The sequence below is a fragment of the Mucilaginibacter sp. dw_454 genome, assembly GCF_018449775.1.
Taxonomy (GTDB): domain Bacteria; phylum Bacteroidota; class Bacteroidia; order Sphingobacteriales; family Sphingobacteriaceae; genus Mucilaginibacter.
The window spans coordinates 516829-537489 of sequence record NZ_JAAVVB010000003.1; the positions used below are offsets into that span (position 1 = coordinate 516829).

The window sequence follows — 20661 nt, forward strand, 5'->3', positions numbered from 1 at the left end:
CGCCGTTGGCGGAAAGAGGGCGATTGAAAATTGTCATTGCGAGCGTAGCGTGGCAATCGCAAGGTTTGAACGCGCCGCTGTCCGAAGTTTGCAAATCGGACGACTATGCCAGTAGTTTGCAACTACACTATTGCCGGGCGATAGCGAACGGTTTAGTTTATCCGGCGGTGGACTCACCCGGCCGACGCTGCGCTGGGCCACCCTCTCTTCGCCGTTGGCGGAAAGAGGGTGATTGAAAATTGTCATTGCGAGCGTAGCGTGGCAATCGCAAGGTGGAAGGTTTGAACGCGTGCGATTGCCACGTCGTTCCTCCTCGCAATGACAAATTGCATTTGCCCTCTTTCCCGCTTGCGGAAGAGAGGGCCGACAAGCGAAGCGATGTCGGGGTGAGTCTTCGCCGATAGACAACAACAAAACATAATTTATATGTGCATATGTTTGTACATAATATGAAATTGTTATACTTTTATCATCAGATAACCAATAATAGGGGCGATATTTAATCACCCCTAATTATTTTTGAAGATAAAAGATCAACCATGAAAAAGCTTTCTGCTTTAGCCTTGACGTTTGTATGCCTGGCCGCAACTGTTTGTGCCCAACAACAGCCTGTTAAACATTTTACCGGCATCACGCTGCAACCTACCGTAGCCTATTTAAAAACCGCCGACGGTAATAAACGCATGGCCCGGCTGGTATTTAACAGCAAGAATTTTAGCCAAGGCGAGGTCGAGGTAAAATTTAACGGCCAAACTACTCATGTAAAAATACCCGCTAATAAGGACGGCATAGATGCTTTTGAAATAGCTTTACCCGGCGCGCCGGTAACTAAGCCTATAGAAGCCACTGTCACTTTAAAAGCTGATGATAAAACCTATACCGCAGTAGCCACGGTAAATCCTTGCCGTGCCGATTGGAAGGTTTACGTGCTGCCGCACTCGCACGTAGATATTGGTTATACCAATGTGCAGGAAAAGGTGCTTAGGCTGCACATGGATAATATTGATGAGTCGATAGACCTGGCGAAGAAAACTGCCGATTACCCCAAAGAGGCACAATATAAATGGACCACCGAGGCGATGTGGGTGGTAGACAATTACCTGAAACGTGCCGACGCTGCCAAACGCGACCGCTTTTGGGACGCGGTGAAAAAAGGCTGGATCAGTTTGGATGGCGCCTATGGTAACACCAATACCAGTATGACCGATTCGAAGCAACTGATGGAGATGTTCGCCAAATCGCAGCAATTAGCCAAGGCGCATGGACTGACTATCAATACCATGTTTCAGGGCGATGTGCCGGGAGCTTCATGGGGATTATCTGCGCAGGTAGAGCAAACCAATATCAAGTATTTCCTGTCTGGACCCAACGCTTCGGATAGGATAGGTAATTTAGCCAAGTGGCAGGATAAACCTTTTTACTGGATGTCGCCGTCTGGCAAACAGCAATTGCTATTCTGGCAGTGTCAGCCGTACTCGATAGGCTATGCGCTGAAAGGCGATAAGATCCCGAACTTTTTTAGTGTGGAAGATCCGAAACCGTATTATACCGGGCATCCTACAGAAAATTTCCTGAACCCTTACCTGTTTGGTTATTTGGGGGGACTGGAAAAGACCAATTTCCCATACGACATGACCATACTGACCTGGGCCATGAGCGACAATGCGCCGATTGACCCGGAACTGCCCGAAGCCGTAAAACTCTGGAACGAGCGCTACGCATCGCCGAAACTGATCATCACTTCGACCAAACAGTTTTTTGGCGATTTTGAAGCGGCTTATAAAGACAAGATCCCACATATAAAAGGCGACTATACCGAATACTGGACCGACGGCGTGTCAACCGCAGCAAAAGAAACTGCCTTGAGCCGCGAAACATCCGACCAATTAAAACAAGCCGACGCCATCTGGGCTATCCGCAATAAAGCGGCTTACCCGGCTAGTATTGTAGATGAAACCTGGAAGAACCTGCTGTTGTATAACGAGCATACCTGGGGCGCCTACAACAGCACCAGCGAACCCGAAAACGAGAAAGTATTAAGTGAATGGGCGGTGAAAAAGAATTATGCCATCCACGCCAAAGGGCTGACGGATACGTTGACTGCTAAAGTGCTGGCGGTAACATCGGCCAAAGCAAATGGCGTTGATATTTACAACACGCTTTCATGGCCGCGCACAGATGTGGTTTATGTTGCTGCGGAGCTAAGCAAGGCGGGCGATCTGGTAAAAGATGTAATGGGCAAACCCGTACCATCGCAACGCTTAAGTACCGGTGAGCTGGCTTTTGTGGCGACGGGCGTTCCGGCGTTTGGTAAAAAAACTTATACGGTTAGCGCGGGTAAGGCTTTTGCGGCAGGATTTGCCAGGATCTCTGAAAGTGGGTTAAGCAATGGCGTTTACGCTATTAAGATTGACCCACAAACCGGGGACATTGACCACATCGTAAAAACACAAGCCGATAAAGACTTAATTTTAGTCGACTCTGCCGGATTTAACCAGTACACCTACATGCCCGGCGATTCATTGCAAAAGATAGAGTCAACATCCGGTGCAACTATCAGCATCAAAGAGAACGGACCACTGGTAGTGAGCCTGTCGGTAACTTCAAAAGCACCCGGAGCCAATGGCCTTACGCGCGAGATCCGTTTAGTAAGCAGCCTGGATAAAGTCGAACTGATCAATACCATAGACAAAAGAGCTATCCGCCGTAAAGAAAGCGTGCATTTTGCATTTCCGTTTAAAGTGCCGGGTGCGCAGGTGCGTTACAGCATTCCCTGGGGAAGTGCAGAGGCCGAGAAGGATCAACTACAAAATGCTAACCGCAACTGGTACACCATGCAGCGCTGGGTTGATATTTCCAATGCCGGATTCGGTGTAACCTGGTCTAGTCCTGACGCGCCTTTGTTCGAAATTGGCAAAATCACCACTGCCGATTTGTTGGGCGGCCTGCATCATGCACCGCAGTGGATCACTTACACACCGCAGTCGTCACAAATTTTTTCCTGGGTGATGAACAACTTGTGGCATACTAACTTCCGTGTAGAGCAGGAGGAGGGTCCGGCTACGTTCCGCTATATTTTCAGCGCACATGCATCAGCCTTTAATAGTTTTAAGACCGAACAAACGGGCTTAGCTAATCATCAGCCATTAATAGCTGCCGCTGCTTCTGCCGATGCCGGTAAACTGTTCTTCAAACTAAGCGGCAATAATGTTTATGTAGAAGCCATTAAACCTGCCGATGACGGTAAAGGTGTGGTAGCGCAGTTGGTAAACGCGGGTAGTGTTGATGCACATGTTAGCATTACTCCTCAAACAGTGCCTGCCGTTAAAATCTGGCAAAGTAATTTGACAGAGGATAAGAAAGCGGTGCTGGCTAACAGTTTTGTTATCCCGGCGAAGGGGATGATGACGGTACGGGTGGAGCGGTAGACGTTTACCTTAGCACGTTGTCATTGCGAGCGTAGCGTGGCAATCGCAAGGAGAAAGTCTAAACGCGTGCGATTGCCGCGCTCGTTCCTCGCTCGCAATGACAACGTGAGTTTTCCCCTAACATCACAGCAACTTTACAAAACCATAATCAATCTGCCGTTTACAATGCTTTATATTTGCACAGGCAATCTGATCGGATTACCTATAACACATCAACACAAAAGCATCCTATGATTACTGCACTTGACCCTAAAACCGCACTGGTTTTAATCGATTTACAAAACGCTATTGCCGGTATGCAACCCGCGCATCCTTTTAATGACATTGTCGAAAAATCAAAATTATTGATTGATGCTTTTCGCGAGAAACAGCTACCGGTAGTTTTTGTCAGGGTTAGCCCTTTAGGCGCTAAGTGGACCTTAGTACGCGCCGATGTATCGCAGCTGCCAAAAACCGAAGAAGCTATCCGTGAAGCTAAAGCCGGTTGGGATGCTAACGGTCTCAGCAATATCGTATCGGCGCTGGAGGTTAAAGAGGATGATCTGCTTATCACCAAACATACCTGGAGCGCTTTCCCAAACACCGGCCTGCATGACGAACTGCAAAAACGCGGCATCACCGGCATTGTACTGGCAGGCATTGCTACCAGCATAGGCGTTGAAGGCACCGCCCGCGACGCGAGCGTATTGGGTTACAATTTAACTTTTGTGACCGATGCTATGAGCGATTTGACCATGGAAGCACACGAGCATAGCCTGAGTCGTATTTTCCCGCGTATTGGCGAGTTGGGTACTACAGAAGCTGTTGTTGCTAAAATAAAGGAATAACCTCTCCCGGCCTTCCGCCAATTGGCGGAAGGTTAGGAGGGGGCGCCTAATTAAAACTTGCCCTAAACTCCAGCGGAGAAAGGCTGGTCTTGGTTTTAAACAACTTACTAAACGATTGCGGATGTTCAAAGCCCAGCTGATAAGCTATCTCACTTACGGTTAAACCTGTGGTAGATAGCTTTTCTTTTGCTTTGGCGATGAGTTTTTCGTGAATGTGCTGCTGTGCGCTTTGGCCGGTTAGCACTTTTAACAATCCGCTTAAATAGCTGGTAGAAATGTTTAGTTTTTCGGCGATGTAGGTAACCGAAGGGAGGCCCCGGGTCATGATATCGTCCTGATTAAAATAGTCGGTCAACACTTCGTCCAGGCGGCCCAATAGCTGGTGATTAACAATTTGCCGGGTAATGAACTGGCGATTATAAAAGCGCTCGGCATGTTTGAGCAGTAGCTCCATTTGAGCAATGATGATAGACTGGCTAAACTTATCAATCCTCGACACATATTCCTGCTGAATGCTTTTCATCATGTCGATGATGGTAAGCTCTTCCTTCTCAGACACAAAAAGGGCCTCATGTACCGAGTAGTCAAAAAACTCATACTGCCTGATGGTTTTGGCCAGTGCGCTGTTCCATAAAAAATCGGGATGAAAGAGCAGCAACCATCCCGATCTTTTTATCACCTTAGCAACCTCGGCACTGATGCCAAACACTTGTCCCGGCGAAATGAAAAACATAATGCCTTCGTCAAAATCATACTCCTGCTGGCCGTATTTTATCTTAGCGTTAAAATCGCGCTTCAGCGAAACCGAATAAAAATCAAACACCATATTATACGATTCCTCGGCTATCGGTACATTGATAGTCGATAGATCGATCACGCTAATAAGCGGATGCTCAGGCTTGGGCAAGCCCATAACCTGGTGATACTCGCTGATGGTTTTTATCCGGTGTGGTTTCATGCTGATATTTTAAAGATACGCGTTATTGATTATAGACGGCGGCAAATTCTTGAGCAAAATCTTCCAATTTAACTTTGCCTAAGGTGGGTTTATGCTTTTCATAATCCTCATGCAACAGGCCGGTATGGCAAGCCGCGTACAATTCTGTCAGCTCGGCAGACAGTACAGGCGATACGCCATTGGCTTCCAGGTTGCTTTTAAATTGTTCATCGCTGATGATGATCCATTGAATTTCTTTGCCAATGGCATTACCCAAAACTTTGGCTGCCTCGTTACAGGTGCGTTCGTCGCTGGCTACATAAACTACCCGGCGGCCGTTTGCTGTCGATACTAATTCTTTAGCAGCAGCTTCAGCAATATCTAACGGCGATACAAAGGTTACCAGATCGTCGCCGCCATAATTAGTGTAAATATTACCGGTGGCTTTGATCATTTGCACATAAGCAAACGTGTTATAATAAATGTAGGTAGCGCGCAGTAACACCAGCGACTCTAAATTCAGATCACTTAAATCATTCTCAATAAAATGGTGATGTTTAATTAAGCCCGTGCCTTCGGCTAAATGCGCACCGTAACTGCTTACATACAGCACACGCTGTACACCCGATTGTTTGATAGCCTGCACCAATGCCTCGCCTACTACTTTGGTACGTACAACCGGGTCGGGTGCCGAAAGATCAGGCGGTACCATGGCGTGTATCACATCGGCGCCGGTAAAAGTTTTGGTCAGGAAATCTATATCATCCACATTACCAATGGCGGCTTTAGCGCCTAAGGCTTCAATCTCTGCTACGCGGTCTGCGCTCCTGGTGATTACCGTTACTTCATGCCCTTTTTTTACTAAATCTTCGGTTAATGGTCTGCCTATATGGCCCAGTGAACCTAATACAATGATCTTCATAATTTTCTGTTTTTTAAGATGATGTAAAGATCGGCAGACCCTGAAAAACAGAAGTAGCCAAATCGACTATTGTTGTAGCCGAAATTGTTGACCGCGCCAATTTGGCTAAAGCCATTTTTGTTTGCCTGGTTATCCGTCCCATAAATGGGACGGCAATGAATTTGAAATGCGCCTTACTATAGCGGGGGCTGTTTGTCAGCATTTCTATTCATTGCCGTTGGCTTCAGCCAACGGTTAATAATTAAATTGGTAAGAGGGCTTTAGCCCAAATCCCGTTAGCCAAAAACAAAATTTATAAACTACTGTAATTTATTATAGCCGACTGCAACCAAATCCCTTATAATCGTCGTATTGCATAACAGAACTGCATTAACCAAATCGTTATATTCGCTATAAACCCATTTACCATGACCCAGATTAAAAAAGAAGACATCAGCCAGGAAGTTTTTGATTTATATGACGATTACGCACACAATCGCTTGGATCGCCGTGGATTTATGCAAAAGCTGTCCTTATACGCCGTTGGTGGATTAACGGTGCCGGCACTGATGAGTTTCCTGATGCCCGATTATAAAAACAATATCCAGATAAAGGCGGATGATCCACGCTTGGAATCGGGCTATATTCATTACGCATCGCCAAAAGGCGGCGGCGATATCAAGGCCCTGCTATCAAAACCTAAAGATGCCAAAGGCAAACTGGGTGGCATTGTGGTAGTGCACGAAAACCGCGGACTGAATCCATATATTGAAGATGTGGCCCGCCGTGCGGCCGTAGCCGGTTTTATCACCATAGCGCCTGATGCATTAACGCCACTGGGGGGCTACCCCGGCAACGACGATGCCGGCCGCGATATGCAAGCCAAACGAGATCAGGGCGAAATGCTGCAAAACTTCATCGATGCTTTTGAATATCTGAAAAACAACAAAGATTGCAATGGCAAAATAGGTGTGGTTGGCTTTTGTTATGGAGGTGGTGTAGCCAACCAAATGGCCGTGCGCTTGCCTGATCTGGCCGCTGCTGTACCTTTCTACGGCGCACAACCGCCAGCTGTTGATGTGCCCAAAATACATGCACCATTGATGCTGCACTACGCATCACTAGATACTCGCATAACCGGGGGCGCGGCGGCTTACGAGGAGGCTTTAAAAGCCAACGGCAAAAAATATGAGGCCTTTGTTTATGAAAACGTAAATCATGGTTTCCATAATGATACCACGCCACGTTACGACAAAACTGCCGCGGAACTGGCCTGGAAACGGACCATTGAGTTTTTTAAAGAGCATTTAACGTAGTGTAAGGCGTGGGACTCACCCCGACATCGCTTTGCTCGTCGACCCTCTCTTCCGCAAGCGGGAAAGAGGGTGAAAAATTCTTGTCATTGCGAGCGTAGCGTGGCAATCGCAAGGAGGACGGCTTAAACGCGTGCGATTGCTTCGTCGTTCCTCCTCGTAATGACAAATAATATAATCCTCTTTCCGCCGAAGCAAAGACCGGGTGAGTCCCCCGCTATGCTTACTCACCCTGCCTAATCACCTGTCGTCCTCTCCAAAAACCTCTCAAATCGCACCCCTTTCTAATCTCATTTTAATGCTATAGTTAAATAATGTTAAAAACCCATAGCATAGCGGAGACTGGCTAACCAGCACCCAATTTATAGCCTATAATTGCCTCTATTATTACAATTATTTGCGATTGAACCAAACTGATATTGATAAAAGAGGATGAGAAAACTACTACCCCTATTGGTACTTGCAACCCTAACCACCCATGTACTGGCCCAACAAACGCAAAGGGCTTTAAAAAAAACCACCATTAACAAACTCTTTACCTGTTCGCTCGATCTGATGTTCGACACGTTGTCGAAGGACTACAATTTAAAGATTGTTTTTGAGCGCGATTCGGTAAGTCGTTATCACGTGGTCGATCATTTTTTGAATGAGTCTTTAGGGCATGTATTAGACGAGGTTTGCGGCAATAACAAGCTGCATTACTGGATCGAAGCCGACGGTACTATTTACATCCTGAAAAACATGGATGACCTTTCGCGGTTAAAGAAAATGTATGCGCTGGCAAGTGCCGGGCAGGGTGCCAATTTAAAACGAATAGCACCGCCTGAAGCGCCTCCTAAAAACTTCGACTTCTCCATCTCTGGCAAAGTGGTCGATCAAACTACGGGCGAGTCGGTGCGCTCGGCAACCATACGGGTCATGGGTACAAATTTGACGGCAACTACAGGTGCCGACGGGCAATTTGTGTTCTTCAATATACCGTCTGACACCTGCGTTATCGAGACCAGCTATTCGGGCTTTCAGACAGATCGTTTCAGGCTAACCGCTCAAACTATTAAGCTTCCTATTACTATTCCGCTGTACCCTTCATTGAACACCCTGAACGAGGTAAGCATCCTGGGTAAGAAGAGCGGTGTAATGAATACCGATGCTAAAAAAGTAGGCGTGCTACAATTAACCCCTGCGGCGCTGGATAAGCTGCCGGTAATGGGCGAAAAGGACGTTTTAAAAGCCTTCCAGTTAATGCCGGGTGTAAGCGGCACCAACGAGTCGTCTTCGGGCGCTTATGTGCGCGGTGGTACGCCGGACCAAAACCTGGTGGTTTTTGATGGTTTTACGGTATACCAGGTTGATCACCTGTATGGTTTTTTCAGCGCGTTTAACGCTAATGCAGTTAAGGATGTGCAGTTGTATAAAGGCGGCTTTTCGTCAAAATATGGCGGTCGTCTATCTAGCGTAACAGAAATAACAGGTAAGGATGGCAATACCAAACAATCTATTTTTGGGGTAGATCTGAGCTTGTTAAGCTTCAATGCTTTCCTGGAAACACCGGTAACTGATAATTCATCATTACTGGTGGCCGTTCGCCGCTCATACCAGGGGCCTTTTTACGATAAGATCTTTAAGCAATTTAACGCTACTACTGTTCCCGGTGGTGGTGGGGGCGGTGGCTTTGGCGGCCGCAGAGGCGGCGGTGGTTTTGGCGAGCAGGTTACCCCGGCGTCGCATTTTTATGATGTGGATTTCAGGTACACCTATAAAATCAATGCCGATAATACAATAGCCTGGAGTTTTTATGCCGGCGACGACAATACAGACAATAGCCGCGATCTGCCTACATTTTTCACCTCGACCATTACCGATGGTAAAATTACTGACTATACCAAGTATGGCAATACAGCCAGCAGTATTAAATGGTCATCAACCTGGAGTAAAAATCTGCATTCAAATACTTACATCACTTACTCGTCCTATTTTAATGATCGTAATCGTGGCACATCGGGCACCAATACCGACGATGGTGTTTCGACGACATTTGATAACGGAACGAACGAGACTAATAATTTAAAAGACATTGGCATAAAGTCTGAGTGGGAGTGGCAGTTGAATAACACCGTGAAACTGTCATATGGCGGGTTTGCAAATCATCAGCAGGTTAACTATCAATATGTACAAAACGATACCAGTAAATTGATAGATCAGCACGATAAAGCATTTTTAGGCGGCGGCTATGTTGAGCTGGAGCTTGACCCTACCGGTAAGCTGCATCTGCAACCCGGCGTACGCGAAACATGGTTCCAGCCTACGGGTAAATTGTATACCGAGCCGCGCTTTTCGGCTAGCTATACATTAGATAGCCATTACACCTTAAAGTTTGCAACCGGCCAGTTTTACCAGTTCATGAACCAGGTTACGCGCGAGGATCTGTTAAACGGCAATCGTAATTTTTGGGTGATATCCGACGGCAGCACCGTGCCCGTAGGTATGGCCAGGCACTATATGGGCGGCGCCAGCTATGAAAATGATCAGTTTTTAATTGATGTAGAGGGTTACTATAAAACACTGGATGGGCTGACCCAGTACACCATTGGCCAGCAAGGCGGCGGTGGTTTCGGGCCGGGAGGTGGCACTGCAACTTTACAGCAAAACTTTTATACCGGTACCGGTAATGCAAAAGGCATCGAGGTGTTGGTGCAGAAAAAATTAGGACTATACACCGGTTGGTTAAGTTACACGTTGTCGCAGACGCAAAATAAATTCGCGGTTTACGGCAATACCTATTACCCGGCCGATCAGGATGTGACCAACGAGTTCAAATCTATCAATATGTATCATTATGACCGTTGGAACTTTGCAGCAGTATTTTTATTCAGCACCGGGCACCCTTACACCGCGCCATTGTCAAGCTATACCGTAACCGGCACCGATGGCAACCGAATTACCGCGTTTAATGTTGGCGCAAAGAATGGCGAACGACTGCCGGATTATCACCGCCTGGATCTATCGGCAACTTACGACCTGCTCAAGATCAATGGTAACAAAATAGGCAGCATCGGCGTGTCGTTATTTAATGTTTACAATCATAAAAACATCTGGTACCGCGAGTACCAGTTTCAAGACAACCAGGTTATCACTACCGATGTTACTTACCTGGGCTTTACCCCAAACCTAACGCTTAGCTTAAGATGGAAATAAGAAGATCATCCCCAATCATATTCGCGCTTTTTGCTGTCGCGATATTTTTTACGGCCTGCACCAAGTATAACCCCGACGTTAAGAGTACCAACCTGCCGGTTATTGAATCGTACCTGGTACCCGGCCAGCCCATATCGGTTAAATTGTACCAGCAAAAAGCCCTGACCGATACTGCACAGTACGGCGCCCCTATTACCGGTGTACAAATGTTCCTTTCGGACGGTACACAGAAAGTGTCGCTTACAGAATCGGCAACAAAAGGTACTTATACTTATGCCGACAATAGCATTTTGGCTACCGGCAAGACGTATACGCTACAGTTTGATTATAATGGCTATCCCGTGTCGGCCAGTTCTACCATGCCTGCCAAGCCGGTAAATTTTGTATCGCAAAATGGCGGTATTACCATATCATCTGGCCAGGGGCCCGGCGGTGCAAGCACGGTATTGAATGTTTTTAGCTGGTCAAACCCCGACTCGTTGTACCATGTCCTGGCATTTAAGGCTGTCGGTGCCGTAGCGGCCAGCAACAGCTTTGGCGGCAACCGGCCAATTAACCTTGAGCTAAATGCCGCTAAAGCATCGTATTACAACATAACCAATGGTACGTTTTTCTACCTGGGTAATTACCAGGCTATTTTGTTCAGTGTCAATAAAGAATATTTCGACCTCATCAGCAATAATACCCGCACGGCGACGTCACAATCATTAATACAAACACCAACCAATATTATTAACGGCTTTGGTGTGTTTACAGCTATGCAGGCAGATACTTTGAGTTTTGTTACCTATTAACAAACATGTCGCTTAAGGGCGCAATCCGTGGCTGTTTTAATATGGTCACGGATTTTTTTTGCCGAATATCTAGCTGATATCCATACCCGCATTAATAATCAGGTCCACACCATTAATGTGGTTAGAAGCATTAACCAGTTGGAGTATAGATTGCGCAGCCTCATCCGTAGTTAAGAGTTTTTTAAGCGGGTGATTACCTGTCATTTGTTCGACAATCCGTTCATCCATGTCGCTAGTGAAACGGGTAAGCATGAAAGACGGCGAAACTGAGTTTGAGGTAATGTTATACTTACTGTTTTCTGTTGCCCAAACTTTGGTCAGTTGCTTTAAATAAGCTTTATTAGCCAGGTATATGGAGGCGCCCACCGGCGGTACATTTACTAATGCCGATGTTAAAATGGTGATTATTTTGCCGGCTTTCTTTTTTCTGAAAGCCAGGATAGCGGCTTGGGTAATAGTTATGGTGGGGATGATGTTTTGCTCAAATTCTGATAAGAAGTCATCAGCAGGCAATTTGTGAAAATGCGTTTTCAGAAACGACCCGGCGTAGGCGTTGTTGATTAGAACATCTAAATCAAGTCCGGCTATTTTGTCTTTGAGCGTCTCGACTTCGTCAGCAGCTTTAAAATTGCATTTAATGGCTACGGCGTTGGGCAAATCAGCCTCAATTGCTTTGGCTTTGTCGGCAGAACTGCTGTAAGTAAAATATACAGTATTGTCGCTATCGCTTGCCAATAAACGGGTTATTGATTCGCCCAAGCCCGATGATCCGCCGGTTATGAATACATTCATGCTAATAAACCAATTTGAATTTGACCTTTTGAAACAACTTTGCCTGCCGGGTTTTTAAAAGTAAACTTAAACTCCACAGCTTTTACCGCCTCCGAAACATTGGTTATCTGCGCGTTAAACAGCAATTCATCATGAAGATATACCGGCTTTTTAAACTGAATTTCCTGCGAAAGGATAATTACATTTTTATCAGGCAGGCACTCGCCAATAAAGTACGACAGAAAACCATTCAATATATTGCCATGCATTACCCGGCCTTCAAAGCCATGTGCTATGGCAAAAGCTTCGTCGGTATGTAGTGGGTTGGTATCCTTAAAGGTCGCGATAAAGCCATTGTAGACAGTCTCTGTAACCAAAAACTTTCTGTCAAAACTATCGCCGTTTTTAAAGATCATGCCCCTTTACTCAAAATGCAATCTAACATTTCGCCTACGTTATTCCAACTTTGTATCTCTTGCGAGGTGAAGCGTATTTTAAACGCCTTTTCAACAGCTACCACCAGTTGTATATGATTTAATGAGTCCCAATCTTCAACGTCATCTGCACTGGTAGTGTAATCAAGCACCAGATCTTCATCGTCAAGCACATCAATAAAAATAGCATTCACCTTTTGCAGCGCTTCGCTTTTGTCCATTTCGTTATCTTTCTTTTATGAAAATCTCTTTGTCGGTATAATCTTCGGTAGCTAATATCCATAAATTATCCTGAGGTTTAAATCCCAGGTTTAAATAATGATCGCGTACCATTTCATTTTTTGCTGTTGCGATGTATTCGCCTTTTACATACTTGAAACCATTTTGCCCGGCTATGGCTACTATCGAATTTAATACAAAATCTTCCATTCCGCGTTTTAACACCCGGCAACTCATAAACCAGGTGTCTATAAATAGGGTTTCATTATTCTCTTTATGGAGTATTATAACGCAAATTAAGCCATTGTCGCCAAACTTATCCTCGAGGGTGAAAGATAAGGTGTAATTGTTTTTTGATTGCGCCAGCGCTTCGATATCGGCTTCGGTATAACGCACGGTGCGTAAGTTAAATTGATTTGAGCGTTGCGAAAGCTGGGCTACCCGCGGGGCGTTAAATTTATTAAAAGGCTCTACCAGCGAAAGCATGTTCAGGCTTTTTAAAAAATCGTTTTCACTGCCGTGCGAAGCCTGCTCAACAGTACGCTTAATTTCTGTTTGATATTGTTTGGTACGTTCTGCATCCTGCTCCGAGTAAGAAGCCGTCTCAAACAAATTAAGGGTGTACAAATATTCCAGGTACTCGGCAGGATCTGCCGGTAATTCGGGCACGGTGACGTCCGGGATCAGCTCCCGAACGATATTTCGTTCAAAAGGGTTATCATCCAAAAACACCATCGAGTCGAAGCCGATATTTAAAGTGCGTTGTATGTACTTGATATTTTCGGCCTTGTTTTTCCAATTGGCTACAAATACCGCTATGTCATCCAGGTGCAGCACCATATCGGGGTGCTTTTCAAAAGGCTCTTTAGCTACCGACTCGGTATTTTTACTGCAGATTGCTAAAATGATGCCCCGGTTTTTCAGCTTCTTCATCCAGTATTGAAACTCGGTAAAAGCCTTGCCGATGCCCAGCGACCCAATCTGTATGTTCTCTAAACCGTCGTCGCCAATAATGCCGCCCCACATGGTGTTATCCAGGTCTATAATTAAACACTTTTTAAACTTACCGTACAGGGCGCCTATAATATCGAGTGTCGCGGTGGCAACCAGGGGTAGGGCATCAATGCTCAAAACCATCTCGGCATTAACATAAACCGATGGTTGAAACATAAATAATTTACCCACCTGGTTTTGAACGGAAGAGATGTCGCAAATGTAAAAGTTGGCGGTATTTGCCGCGTATTGCATCAACTCAAAATTGAGTTTACGCAGTTGAAATAAAAACGACTGTGCTGTTTTGTTGGCGTAGTTACCAAATACGTTATCGTTTATTTCCGGATAGTTGTAATAAATGATTTTGGCGCTTATTTTTGAGCGGATGGCCGTGCACAGGCTATCTATCAGTTGCAACTGGGTCCCGGCTAACGTGGCCTGAGCGTCGGCCGCCGATTTATCGTACCTGGCCAATAATTTATGAGTCGATTGAAATATGATAATCACTTCAGGTGCAAATTCGTACAGTTCAGACGCAGGGTCAAAAATCTGCCGCTCTATCTGGTTAAAATCTGCCTCGAAAATTTGTAGATCATATCCATAGTCATAGCCGGTGCCGCGCAAGGCATTTTGCAAAAACTGGGTAGCGGTATCGCCCAATAAAGCTATTTTAATTGCTTTTAGCTGCGAAAAATCTCTTTTTAGGTTTTTCTTTAAAGCAGAGAAATCTTTCATGCAAGAGATTGATTATTGAAGGACAAATAAAGCTAATTTTTTTAAGCTGTGGTAATTTGTTGCGCAAATTACCCCCTGTTTTTGTCGTAATTACACCCGATTGCTAAGTTACTTGTTGCAGATATTTGTGATAGAAAAACAATCACTAAAAAATATCATGAGAAAGTTAAAATTACAGGTACAAATGAGCCTTGATGGTTTTGTAGCCGGGCCAAATGGCGAAGGGGATTGGATATTTGCAGGAGGGCCGCCGGATGCAACGGCCTTACAAAAAGTAATTGACCTGGCCGATAGTTGTGATATCATTTTAATGGGCCGCGGCATGAGCGAAGAGTTTATTACTTACTGGGAAAACGTGGTAGACAATCAGCCTGACAGCCCACAACTGGCTTTGGCGAAAAGAATGGTTGATATGCACAAGATTATTTTTAGCCACACGCAAACCACCATAGAGGGCCGCAACGCCGAAATGGAAAATGGCGACCTGGCTACTGCAGTAAATGCGCTTAAAAATAAGCCCGGCAAAGACCTCATGGTTTATGGCGGCGCCAATTTTGTAAGCTCGCTAATAAGCGCTAACCTGATAGACGAGTATTATATTTATGTTAACCCGGTTGCATTAGGTAGCGGGCTTCCAATTTTTAAGGAAAAGAAAATATTGAAGTTGGAAAGCTCGACCGCCTTCAGCCATGGGAAAGTGCTTAATAAATATGTGTTAATATAAAGTCTACAGGTATTCGGAATATCAAATAGACCGTTGTCATCCTGAGCAAAGCGAAGGATCTTATATAATTGACAAGTTTCGGATATCCGTCTACCGCTCATACATCAGGTATATAAGATTTTTCACTTCGTTCAAGAGAATAGTTCTTCGCTTTGCTCAGAATGACAATAAATCCAATCTTTCGAACATATGTGCTGATATAAGGACTAATAACTTTAACGGGTAAGCTCGGCTGCTTTGGCAGTTGGCTTACCTATCCTTTTATCCCTGCGCGATACAAGTTCGCAAAGCTGAATGGCGGCGGTTTCAAAATCGTCATGCTCATCGCTAAGCAGCAGCCAGGCGGTATCAAACACTTCGCCTTCGTTAAATACAAAATCGGTGATGGCCGGTATGTCGGCTTTAAGGCTGGCATGATGCTCGCGCGTAGTCGCTATCCAAACGCCATTGTGGTGGCTATTTTTATTGAGCTTCCTGAAAATCAATACAATCTTTTTCTCCCAGTAAATATAATACATGCCTATGGCCGGTTTAATAACTACACTAGCCGGTAAATAATCTATCAAAAAATCAAAAGGCATTGGTTTTTTCACTGACGATTTATTTAATGTTTTTACTTTCCACGCGCTTTCTTATCCGGCTTAATGAGGGATTTGTTATACCCAAATAAGAAGATATATGGTAAGCCGGGATACGTTCAACAATATGCGGATGCTGCTCTAATAACCGGGTATAGCGTTCCTCGTGCGAGAAGAAAATAAATTCTTCAGTACGTGATTGGGCAATGGTAAAAAATGATTCTGCCAGCAACCTGCCAAATTTAGCCCAATGGGGGTGGGTTTCATAAAGACCGTCAAGGTCTTTATAAGAGATGAAGAATATTTCAGAATCTTCCATCGCTTCAATAAAATACCAGCAAGGGTTGCGCGATATGAAACTCCTGAAAGAAACTACAAACTGGTTTTCAGAGAAAAAGTAGATGTTCTTATCTTCTTCCGTATTTGGGTCGTGGTAGTAGATCCGGAATATCCCTTTAATAACCAAGCCCAAATCATTACAAACCATTTGCTGCATATTGAAGAAATCGCCCTTGTTCATCTTCCGGGTCTTCCAAAAAGGTTGGCTATCGCTGATGTCTTTATCAGTTAATGCGGCAAAATTTCTGAGGTGTTGCGCCAGGATTTCGTTTTTATCACTCATTTTTTTCTGCTATACCGGGTAGGTGCTAAAGCTCAAAGGTATCATCGTTTGTTATATTTCAAATATAACATCAATAGCACACAGGTAATTTCACTTAAGTTAAAATTACTACTGTAATGTAAACGTCAGTTTTAAGACTGTTTTCACTTAAGTGAAAAACGCGCCGAACGATACTCATGACCTTTGGTATCAGAAATCAATAATTAAAATCATGACATCAAACTCATCAACCAATGCAATAGCAGAAGTACAGGCTGTTGATACTGCCAGATCATTGCAAAAACTTTATTTTGTCCGCGCCGGCTTTTCCATACTTTGGGTAATTCTCGTCGCCCTTTTTTCAAAAAAATCGGTGGATGTTGCTACCGTACTACTAGTTATTTACCCTGCATGGGATGTAGCAGGCACCTTTCTTGATATCCGCGCAAATAGGGGATCTAAATCTAAAATGCCGCAATATATTAATGTGGTAATCAGTGCTGTCACTACGGTGGCTGTTGGGATTGCTTTGCAAAAGGGCGTGCCAGAAGCATTAATTGTTTTTGGTGCCTGGGCAATCGGAACAGGACTGATCCAACTGATTTTAGGTTTACGCCGTCGTAAACTTTTGGGCGGCCAATGGCCCATGATAATTAGCGGCGGCCAATCTATGATAGGTGGAACATCTTTTATCCTGCTGGCGCACGACCCTACAAAGGGAATAGCCAGCCTGGCCGGGTATGCGGCATTTGGCGCTTTTTATTACTTGCTTACCGCATTTCGTCTGTCAAAAACTATTAAGGGTAACATTCAAATCGCCTAAAGAAATAAAATCTTAACAACAAAAGCCCTGCACAAATGTGGGGCTTTTAATAAGTTAATGGCTGATGATTTACCATCCGTACAACTTTAGTTACCATATCTTCAACATCAAAGGGTTTACTGATATAGTCGTTTGCATCGCATTCGGCAGCAATTAATTCAATATTATTGGCTGTAGACAGGATGATAACCGGGACGATTGATAAAGCAGGGATTTTTTTAATCTGCCTGCATAAACGATGTCCCGGACGGCTATTAATAAATTCATCCAGGAGTATTACATGCGGGCCAAAAGGGATGATCTCCGAGAGATCTTCCGGCTCTGGTATGCTTAATGTTTCAAAACCTTGTTCTTGTAAAACAAACTCAACGATATGCCGGATATCCTGGTCATTCTCTATTATCAACACCTTCTTCTTCACGCACGCGGGATTTAATCTTTACTAAGATAAAATACCTAACGGTAATAAGCAACATTTATACTTAATTAAAATTGGCTGTTTTTACCTGACAAGGCAAAAAGCACTTTCAGGACATTAAGAATGGTTTATATCACTGAGAAATAGCCTGCTTAACTTATCCGTCGCCCTATGCCATTAAACAGCATGCTCATTTTAGGCAGCTGCCCGTCTTCATTCAGCTTTTTGATGTAAGGCAATAGTGATTTAGAGCTAAAGTTTTGCTTAACGATATACAAGGTAATATCGCATAACCTTGCCACAATGCTAACATCCGAAGTTGATTTACCAGGCGCGGTATCAACTATAATATGGTCGTAATTTGCACGCAGCCATTCAAATAAATCTTCAATTCTTTTACGGTCAAGCAGTTCTGAGAAGCTGGAAATATAAGCGCCGCAGGTAATAATATCCAGGTTGCGGTAAGTAGCAGAGGTTTGTATCACATCTTCTTTTAACGAGTTCCAGTCTAAATAACTGCTCAAACCCGGATGCTGCTCGGGTAAATTAAAAAACTCGTGAAATACCGGGTTGTATATATTCAACTCAATCAACATTGTTTTTTTGCCCGATGCAGCCAACGCAACCGCCAGATTTGCCGGAATAAAGCCATTGTCCTCGCCTTCCACACTTGAAGCAATCAAAGTAATGCGGCCCTTATTTTCGTTGTCATGCAAATAATGAAGCTGGGCGCGCAGGCGTCTAAACTGCTCAATTAGCTTGATGCTTAATTTTTCATTTATTGCATCAAAAACAATGGGCGATCTTAGTTTAACTTTTTTAAACTCGCCAACAATAGGCAGGCCGGTACCTTGTTCTATCTCGCTGCGGGTAAGCACGCGGTTTCTGATGGTGTCGCGTGCAAAAATAATCACCAATGGTATCAGCAGTCCCAGCAATAAAGCAGCGGCAAAAGGTATAAGCGCTTTGGTAGATTTTAATGGTAATACGTGCGCTTTATCAACCAGGCGGGCGTTTGCAAGGGTAGAGGCATAGCTTAATCCAATCTCTTCGCGTTTTTGCAGCAGGTAGGTATATAGATCGTCTTTAATTTTTTGTTGGCGCTCCAGATTTGTCAACTCTCTTTCCTGACCCGGAATTTGTTCGATAGACGATTTGTAGCCCGAGCCAAAGTTTTGCAACTGCTGCTGCATGGCCAAAAGCGATGACTTGATATTCTGTATATTGTCTTTTACAGCACTTTTAGTAGTTGCAATTTGCTTGTCTAAAGGTTCTAAAGCCGGGTTCTTGTCGGGCGTGGTTGCGGCCATCCTGCTGCGGTCTTGTTGCAGCTCGGCAAACCGTTGTACCAGGGTGAGCAATCCCGCATCTGCAATACCTAAAGTTGAAGGAATTTCGCGGTTGCCCGGGTTAGGCGAATTAAAATAATCTTCAATTTTGTTAATTACGTTTAATTGAACTTTAATGTCATTTAAACGGCCATCATTTGACTGCTGGTTTTGCAAAAATACCTGTGACTGTAAGCCTATGTTGGTCAACCCTCTTTTGGCCCTGAAGTCTTCAACCTTACCTTCGGCGTTGTTTAACTCAAGTGTAAGCGAATCAAGCCGCTGATCAATAAATTTAAGCGTGTTTTGCGTAGTGGCATTCTTTTCGGCAATGTCTGCTTTGGTATAAAAGACAATTAAATTATTTAAAAAATCTTTGCCGCGCTGCGGGATCTCGTCTGTTACCGAAATATCCAGCACAGATGCCAGTTTATCTGTCAGTACAACATCAATAGATTTTTGATAGCCATCAACTGTGCTTTCCGGATCATTGATTTTAATGGGCATAGTTGACCCTATATAATCTCTGATATTTACATTAGGATCAATTTTAAACGACCCCAGGCCATTGTTTATGGTGTCTTTAAACTGATACTCGGCTGTATCTGCATTAGGCATCTTGAATAAAAACGACTCGGAGTTTTTTATATAGATAACAAAACCCTTTGCTTTAACTGCCGCAGGTAAATTAGCCAGGTTGCTAAAAAGTTTGAAAGTAACAGGGCTTCTTCCGTACAGGTTCTGTTTACCAAGTATTTCGTTATACTTATAGTAATCTACATATAATTGTAAGTGATTAACTACTTCGGTAATTAAGTTTCGGGATTTTAATAGTTCAATTTCATTGTCAACAACTTTGTCGTTGCCGGTTACGTCAAGTTCTTGTAAAACAGAGCCGGCCGACTTGGGGGTGTTATTGACGTCGTTATGTTCCTTGATAATGATGGTGGTATCTACCTCATAAACCGGCTTTGCAAGTTTTGAATATACAATGGCTAAAGAAAGTGCAATGGCAATTGTTAATACAAACCAGGGCCAATAAAAAGTGTACTTTTTCAGTACATCCTTAATTTTAAAGGAATCATCCGTGACGAATGACCTTACTACTGGATAATTATCTGGTTGTTTAGACAGCATGTAGCATTAACTCCTGTAACCCAAAATAGTTGTGATTTTCAATGGTAGCGCCTAAAAAAGAAGGCCGGCGGTTATCAACCCAACAGTTAGAAGTTAAACTCAAAGAGTTTAGGTGTATATTGAAAAAAGTATTGCAATTCATTTGGGTTGTATTATTAAAACCACTGTCGATTTTAAACTAAAGCTATCTGCAAAAACCTGATGCCATTTCTTCTTGTAATAAACAGCATAGTATTGATTATCAATACCATGCTGTTTATCTGTTTTTGTCTACTTATTCTTGAAAAAATAGTAGGCACAGCATACTTAAAATTAAGCCTGATATTAGTCAAATATATAGATAAGATGCCGTTAAAATACCCTATGTGTAAAAGAAGATGCAATGTGTAAAAGTTATAAGCAGATTTGGTTGACCCCAATAATTGAAGAATTAACAAATAAACACGCTACACTGTTGATGCTAAAAAAAGACAAAAATTAAGTCAATATTGATTTCGGCTTTGAA

The 20661-nt window shown here is 44.0% G+C and carries 17 protein-coding genes; 7 read left to right on the forward strand and 10 right to left on the reverse strand.

From position 1 onward, the window contains the following. Positions 1 to 539 precede the first annotated feature (539 nt). Entirely contained in the window at positions 540 to 3428 is a 2889-nt protein-coding gene (locus HB679_RS12620; protein ID WP_214072340.1) for a glycoside hydrolase family 38 C-terminal domain-containing protein, read from the forward strand. A 230-nt stretch (positions 3429 to 3658) separates the two neighbouring features. Further along, positions 3659 to 4255, forward strand: a complete 597-nt coding sequence (locus tag HB679_RS12625; RefSeq protein ID WP_214072341.1) for an isochorismatase family protein — start codon at positions 3659 to 3661, stop codon at positions 4253 to 4255. A 46-nt stretch (positions 4256 to 4301) separates the two neighbouring features. Here the strand turns inward: HB679_RS12625 and HB679_RS12630 are convergent, their stop codons facing one another. Further along, complete coding sequence (locus HB679_RS12630) at positions 4302 to 5213, reverse strand: helix-turn-helix transcriptional regulator (RefSeq protein ID WP_214072342.1); 912 nt, start codon at positions 5211 to 5213, stop codon at positions 4302 to 4304. A gap of 22 nt (positions 5214 to 5235) precedes the next feature. Further along, positions 5236 to 6114, reverse strand: coding sequence for an NAD(P)H-binding protein (locus HB679_RS12635; protein WP_214072343.1), 879 nt, complete (start codon positions 6112 to 6114; stop codon positions 5236 to 5238). 407 nt (positions 6115 to 6521) lie between these two features. Between HB679_RS12635 and HB679_RS12640 the strand changes: the two genes are divergently transcribed. The 3 genes from HB679_RS12640 to HB679_RS12650 all read left to right on the forward strand — a co-directional run bounded on the left by HB679_RS12640 (position 6522) and on the right by HB679_RS12650 (position 11395). After that, a complete protein-coding gene (locus HB679_RS12640) occupies positions 6522 to 7409 on the forward strand; it encodes a dienelactone hydrolase family protein (RefSeq protein ID WP_214072344.1) in 888 nt (295 codons plus the stop codon). A gap of 429 nt (positions 7410 to 7838) precedes the next feature. Further along, complete coding sequence (locus HB679_RS12645) at positions 7839 to 10601, forward strand: carboxypeptidase-like regulatory domain-containing protein (RefSeq protein WP_214072345.1); 2763 nt, start codon at positions 7839 to 7841, stop codon at positions 10599 to 10601. After that, entirely contained in the window at positions 10592 to 11395 is an 804-nt protein-coding gene (locus HB679_RS12650; protein WP_214072346.1) for a DUF4249 family protein, read from the forward strand. The genes HB679_RS12645 and HB679_RS12650 overlap by 10 nt, the downstream gene beginning before the upstream one ends. Before the next feature lie 69 nt (positions 11396 to 11464). Here HB679_RS12650 and HB679_RS12655 read toward each other — a convergent pair whose 3' ends face one another. From HB679_RS12655 to HB679_RS12670, 4 genes are read right to left on the reverse strand one after another with little or no spacing between them, the layout of a single operon-like run. Continuing rightward, positions 11465 to 12187, reverse strand: coding sequence for an SDR family oxidoreductase (locus tag HB679_RS12655; RefSeq protein WP_214072347.1), 723 nt, complete (start codon positions 12185 to 12187; stop codon positions 11465 to 11467). Next, positions 12184 to 12582 (reverse strand): MaoC/PaaZ C-terminal domain-containing protein, encoded by a 399-nt coding sequence (locus tag HB679_RS12660; RefSeq protein ID WP_214072348.1) that lies wholly within the window; start codon positions 12580 to 12582, stop codon positions 12184 to 12186. Before HB679_RS12660 ends, HB679_RS12655 begins: the two co-directional genes overlap by 4 nt. Further along, complete coding sequence (locus HB679_RS12665) at positions 12579 to 12821, reverse strand: acyl carrier protein (RefSeq protein WP_214072349.1); 243 nt, start codon at positions 12819 to 12821, stop codon at positions 12579 to 12581. Before HB679_RS12665 ends, HB679_RS12660 begins: the two co-directional genes overlap by 4 nt. A 4-nt stretch (positions 12822 to 12825) precedes the next feature. Then, positions 12826 to 14547 carry an HAD-IIIC family phosphatase gene (locus tag HB679_RS12670; protein WP_214072350.1) on the reverse strand — a complete coding sequence of 574 codons (1722 nt, stop codon included), beginning with the start codon at positions 14545 to 14547 and terminating at the stop codon, positions 12826 to 12828. Between the two features lie 157 nt (positions 14548 to 14704). Here HB679_RS12670 and HB679_RS12675 point away from each other — a divergent pair, with 157 nt between their 5' ends. Further along, on the forward strand, positions 14705 to 15271 hold the full coding sequence (locus HB679_RS12675; protein ID WP_214072351.1) for a dihydrofolate reductase family protein: 567 nt from the start codon (positions 14705 to 14707) through the stop codon (positions 15269 to 15271). A gap of 215 nt (positions 15272 to 15486) precedes the next feature. Here the strand turns inward: HB679_RS12675 and HB679_RS12680 are convergent, their stop codons facing one another. Both HB679_RS12680 and HB679_RS12685 read right to left on the reverse strand, forming a co-directional pair. Continuing rightward, complete coding sequence (locus HB679_RS12680) at positions 15487 to 15864, reverse strand: hypothetical protein (protein WP_214072352.1); 378 nt, start codon at positions 15862 to 15864, stop codon at positions 15487 to 15489. 7 nt (positions 15865 to 15871) lie between these two features. Then, positions 15872 to 16471 (reverse strand): Crp/Fnr family transcriptional regulator, encoded by a 600-nt coding sequence (locus tag HB679_RS12685; RefSeq protein WP_214072353.1) that lies wholly within the window; start codon positions 16469 to 16471, stop codon positions 15872 to 15874. A 211-nt stretch (positions 16472 to 16682) separates the two neighbouring features. Between HB679_RS12685 and HB679_RS12690 the strand changes: the two genes are divergently transcribed. Further along, complete coding sequence (locus tag HB679_RS12690) at positions 16683 to 17273, forward strand: hypothetical protein (protein ID WP_214072354.1); 591 nt, start codon at positions 16683 to 16685, stop codon at positions 17271 to 17273. 46 nt (positions 17274 to 17319) lie between these two features. Here the strand turns inward: HB679_RS12690 and HB679_RS12695 are convergent, their stop codons facing one another. Then, positions 17320 to 17694 (reverse strand): response regulator, encoded by a 375-nt coding sequence (locus HB679_RS12695; protein ID WP_214072355.1) that lies wholly within the window; start codon positions 17692 to 17694, stop codon positions 17320 to 17322. 149 nt (positions 17695 to 17843) lie between these two features. Next, positions 17844 to 20156 carry a tyrosine-protein kinase family protein gene (locus HB679_RS12700; protein ID WP_214072356.1) on the reverse strand — a complete coding sequence of 771 codons (2313 nt, stop codon included), beginning with the start codon at positions 20154 to 20156 and terminating at the stop codon, positions 17844 to 17846. Positions 20157 to 20661 lie beyond the last annotated feature (505 nt).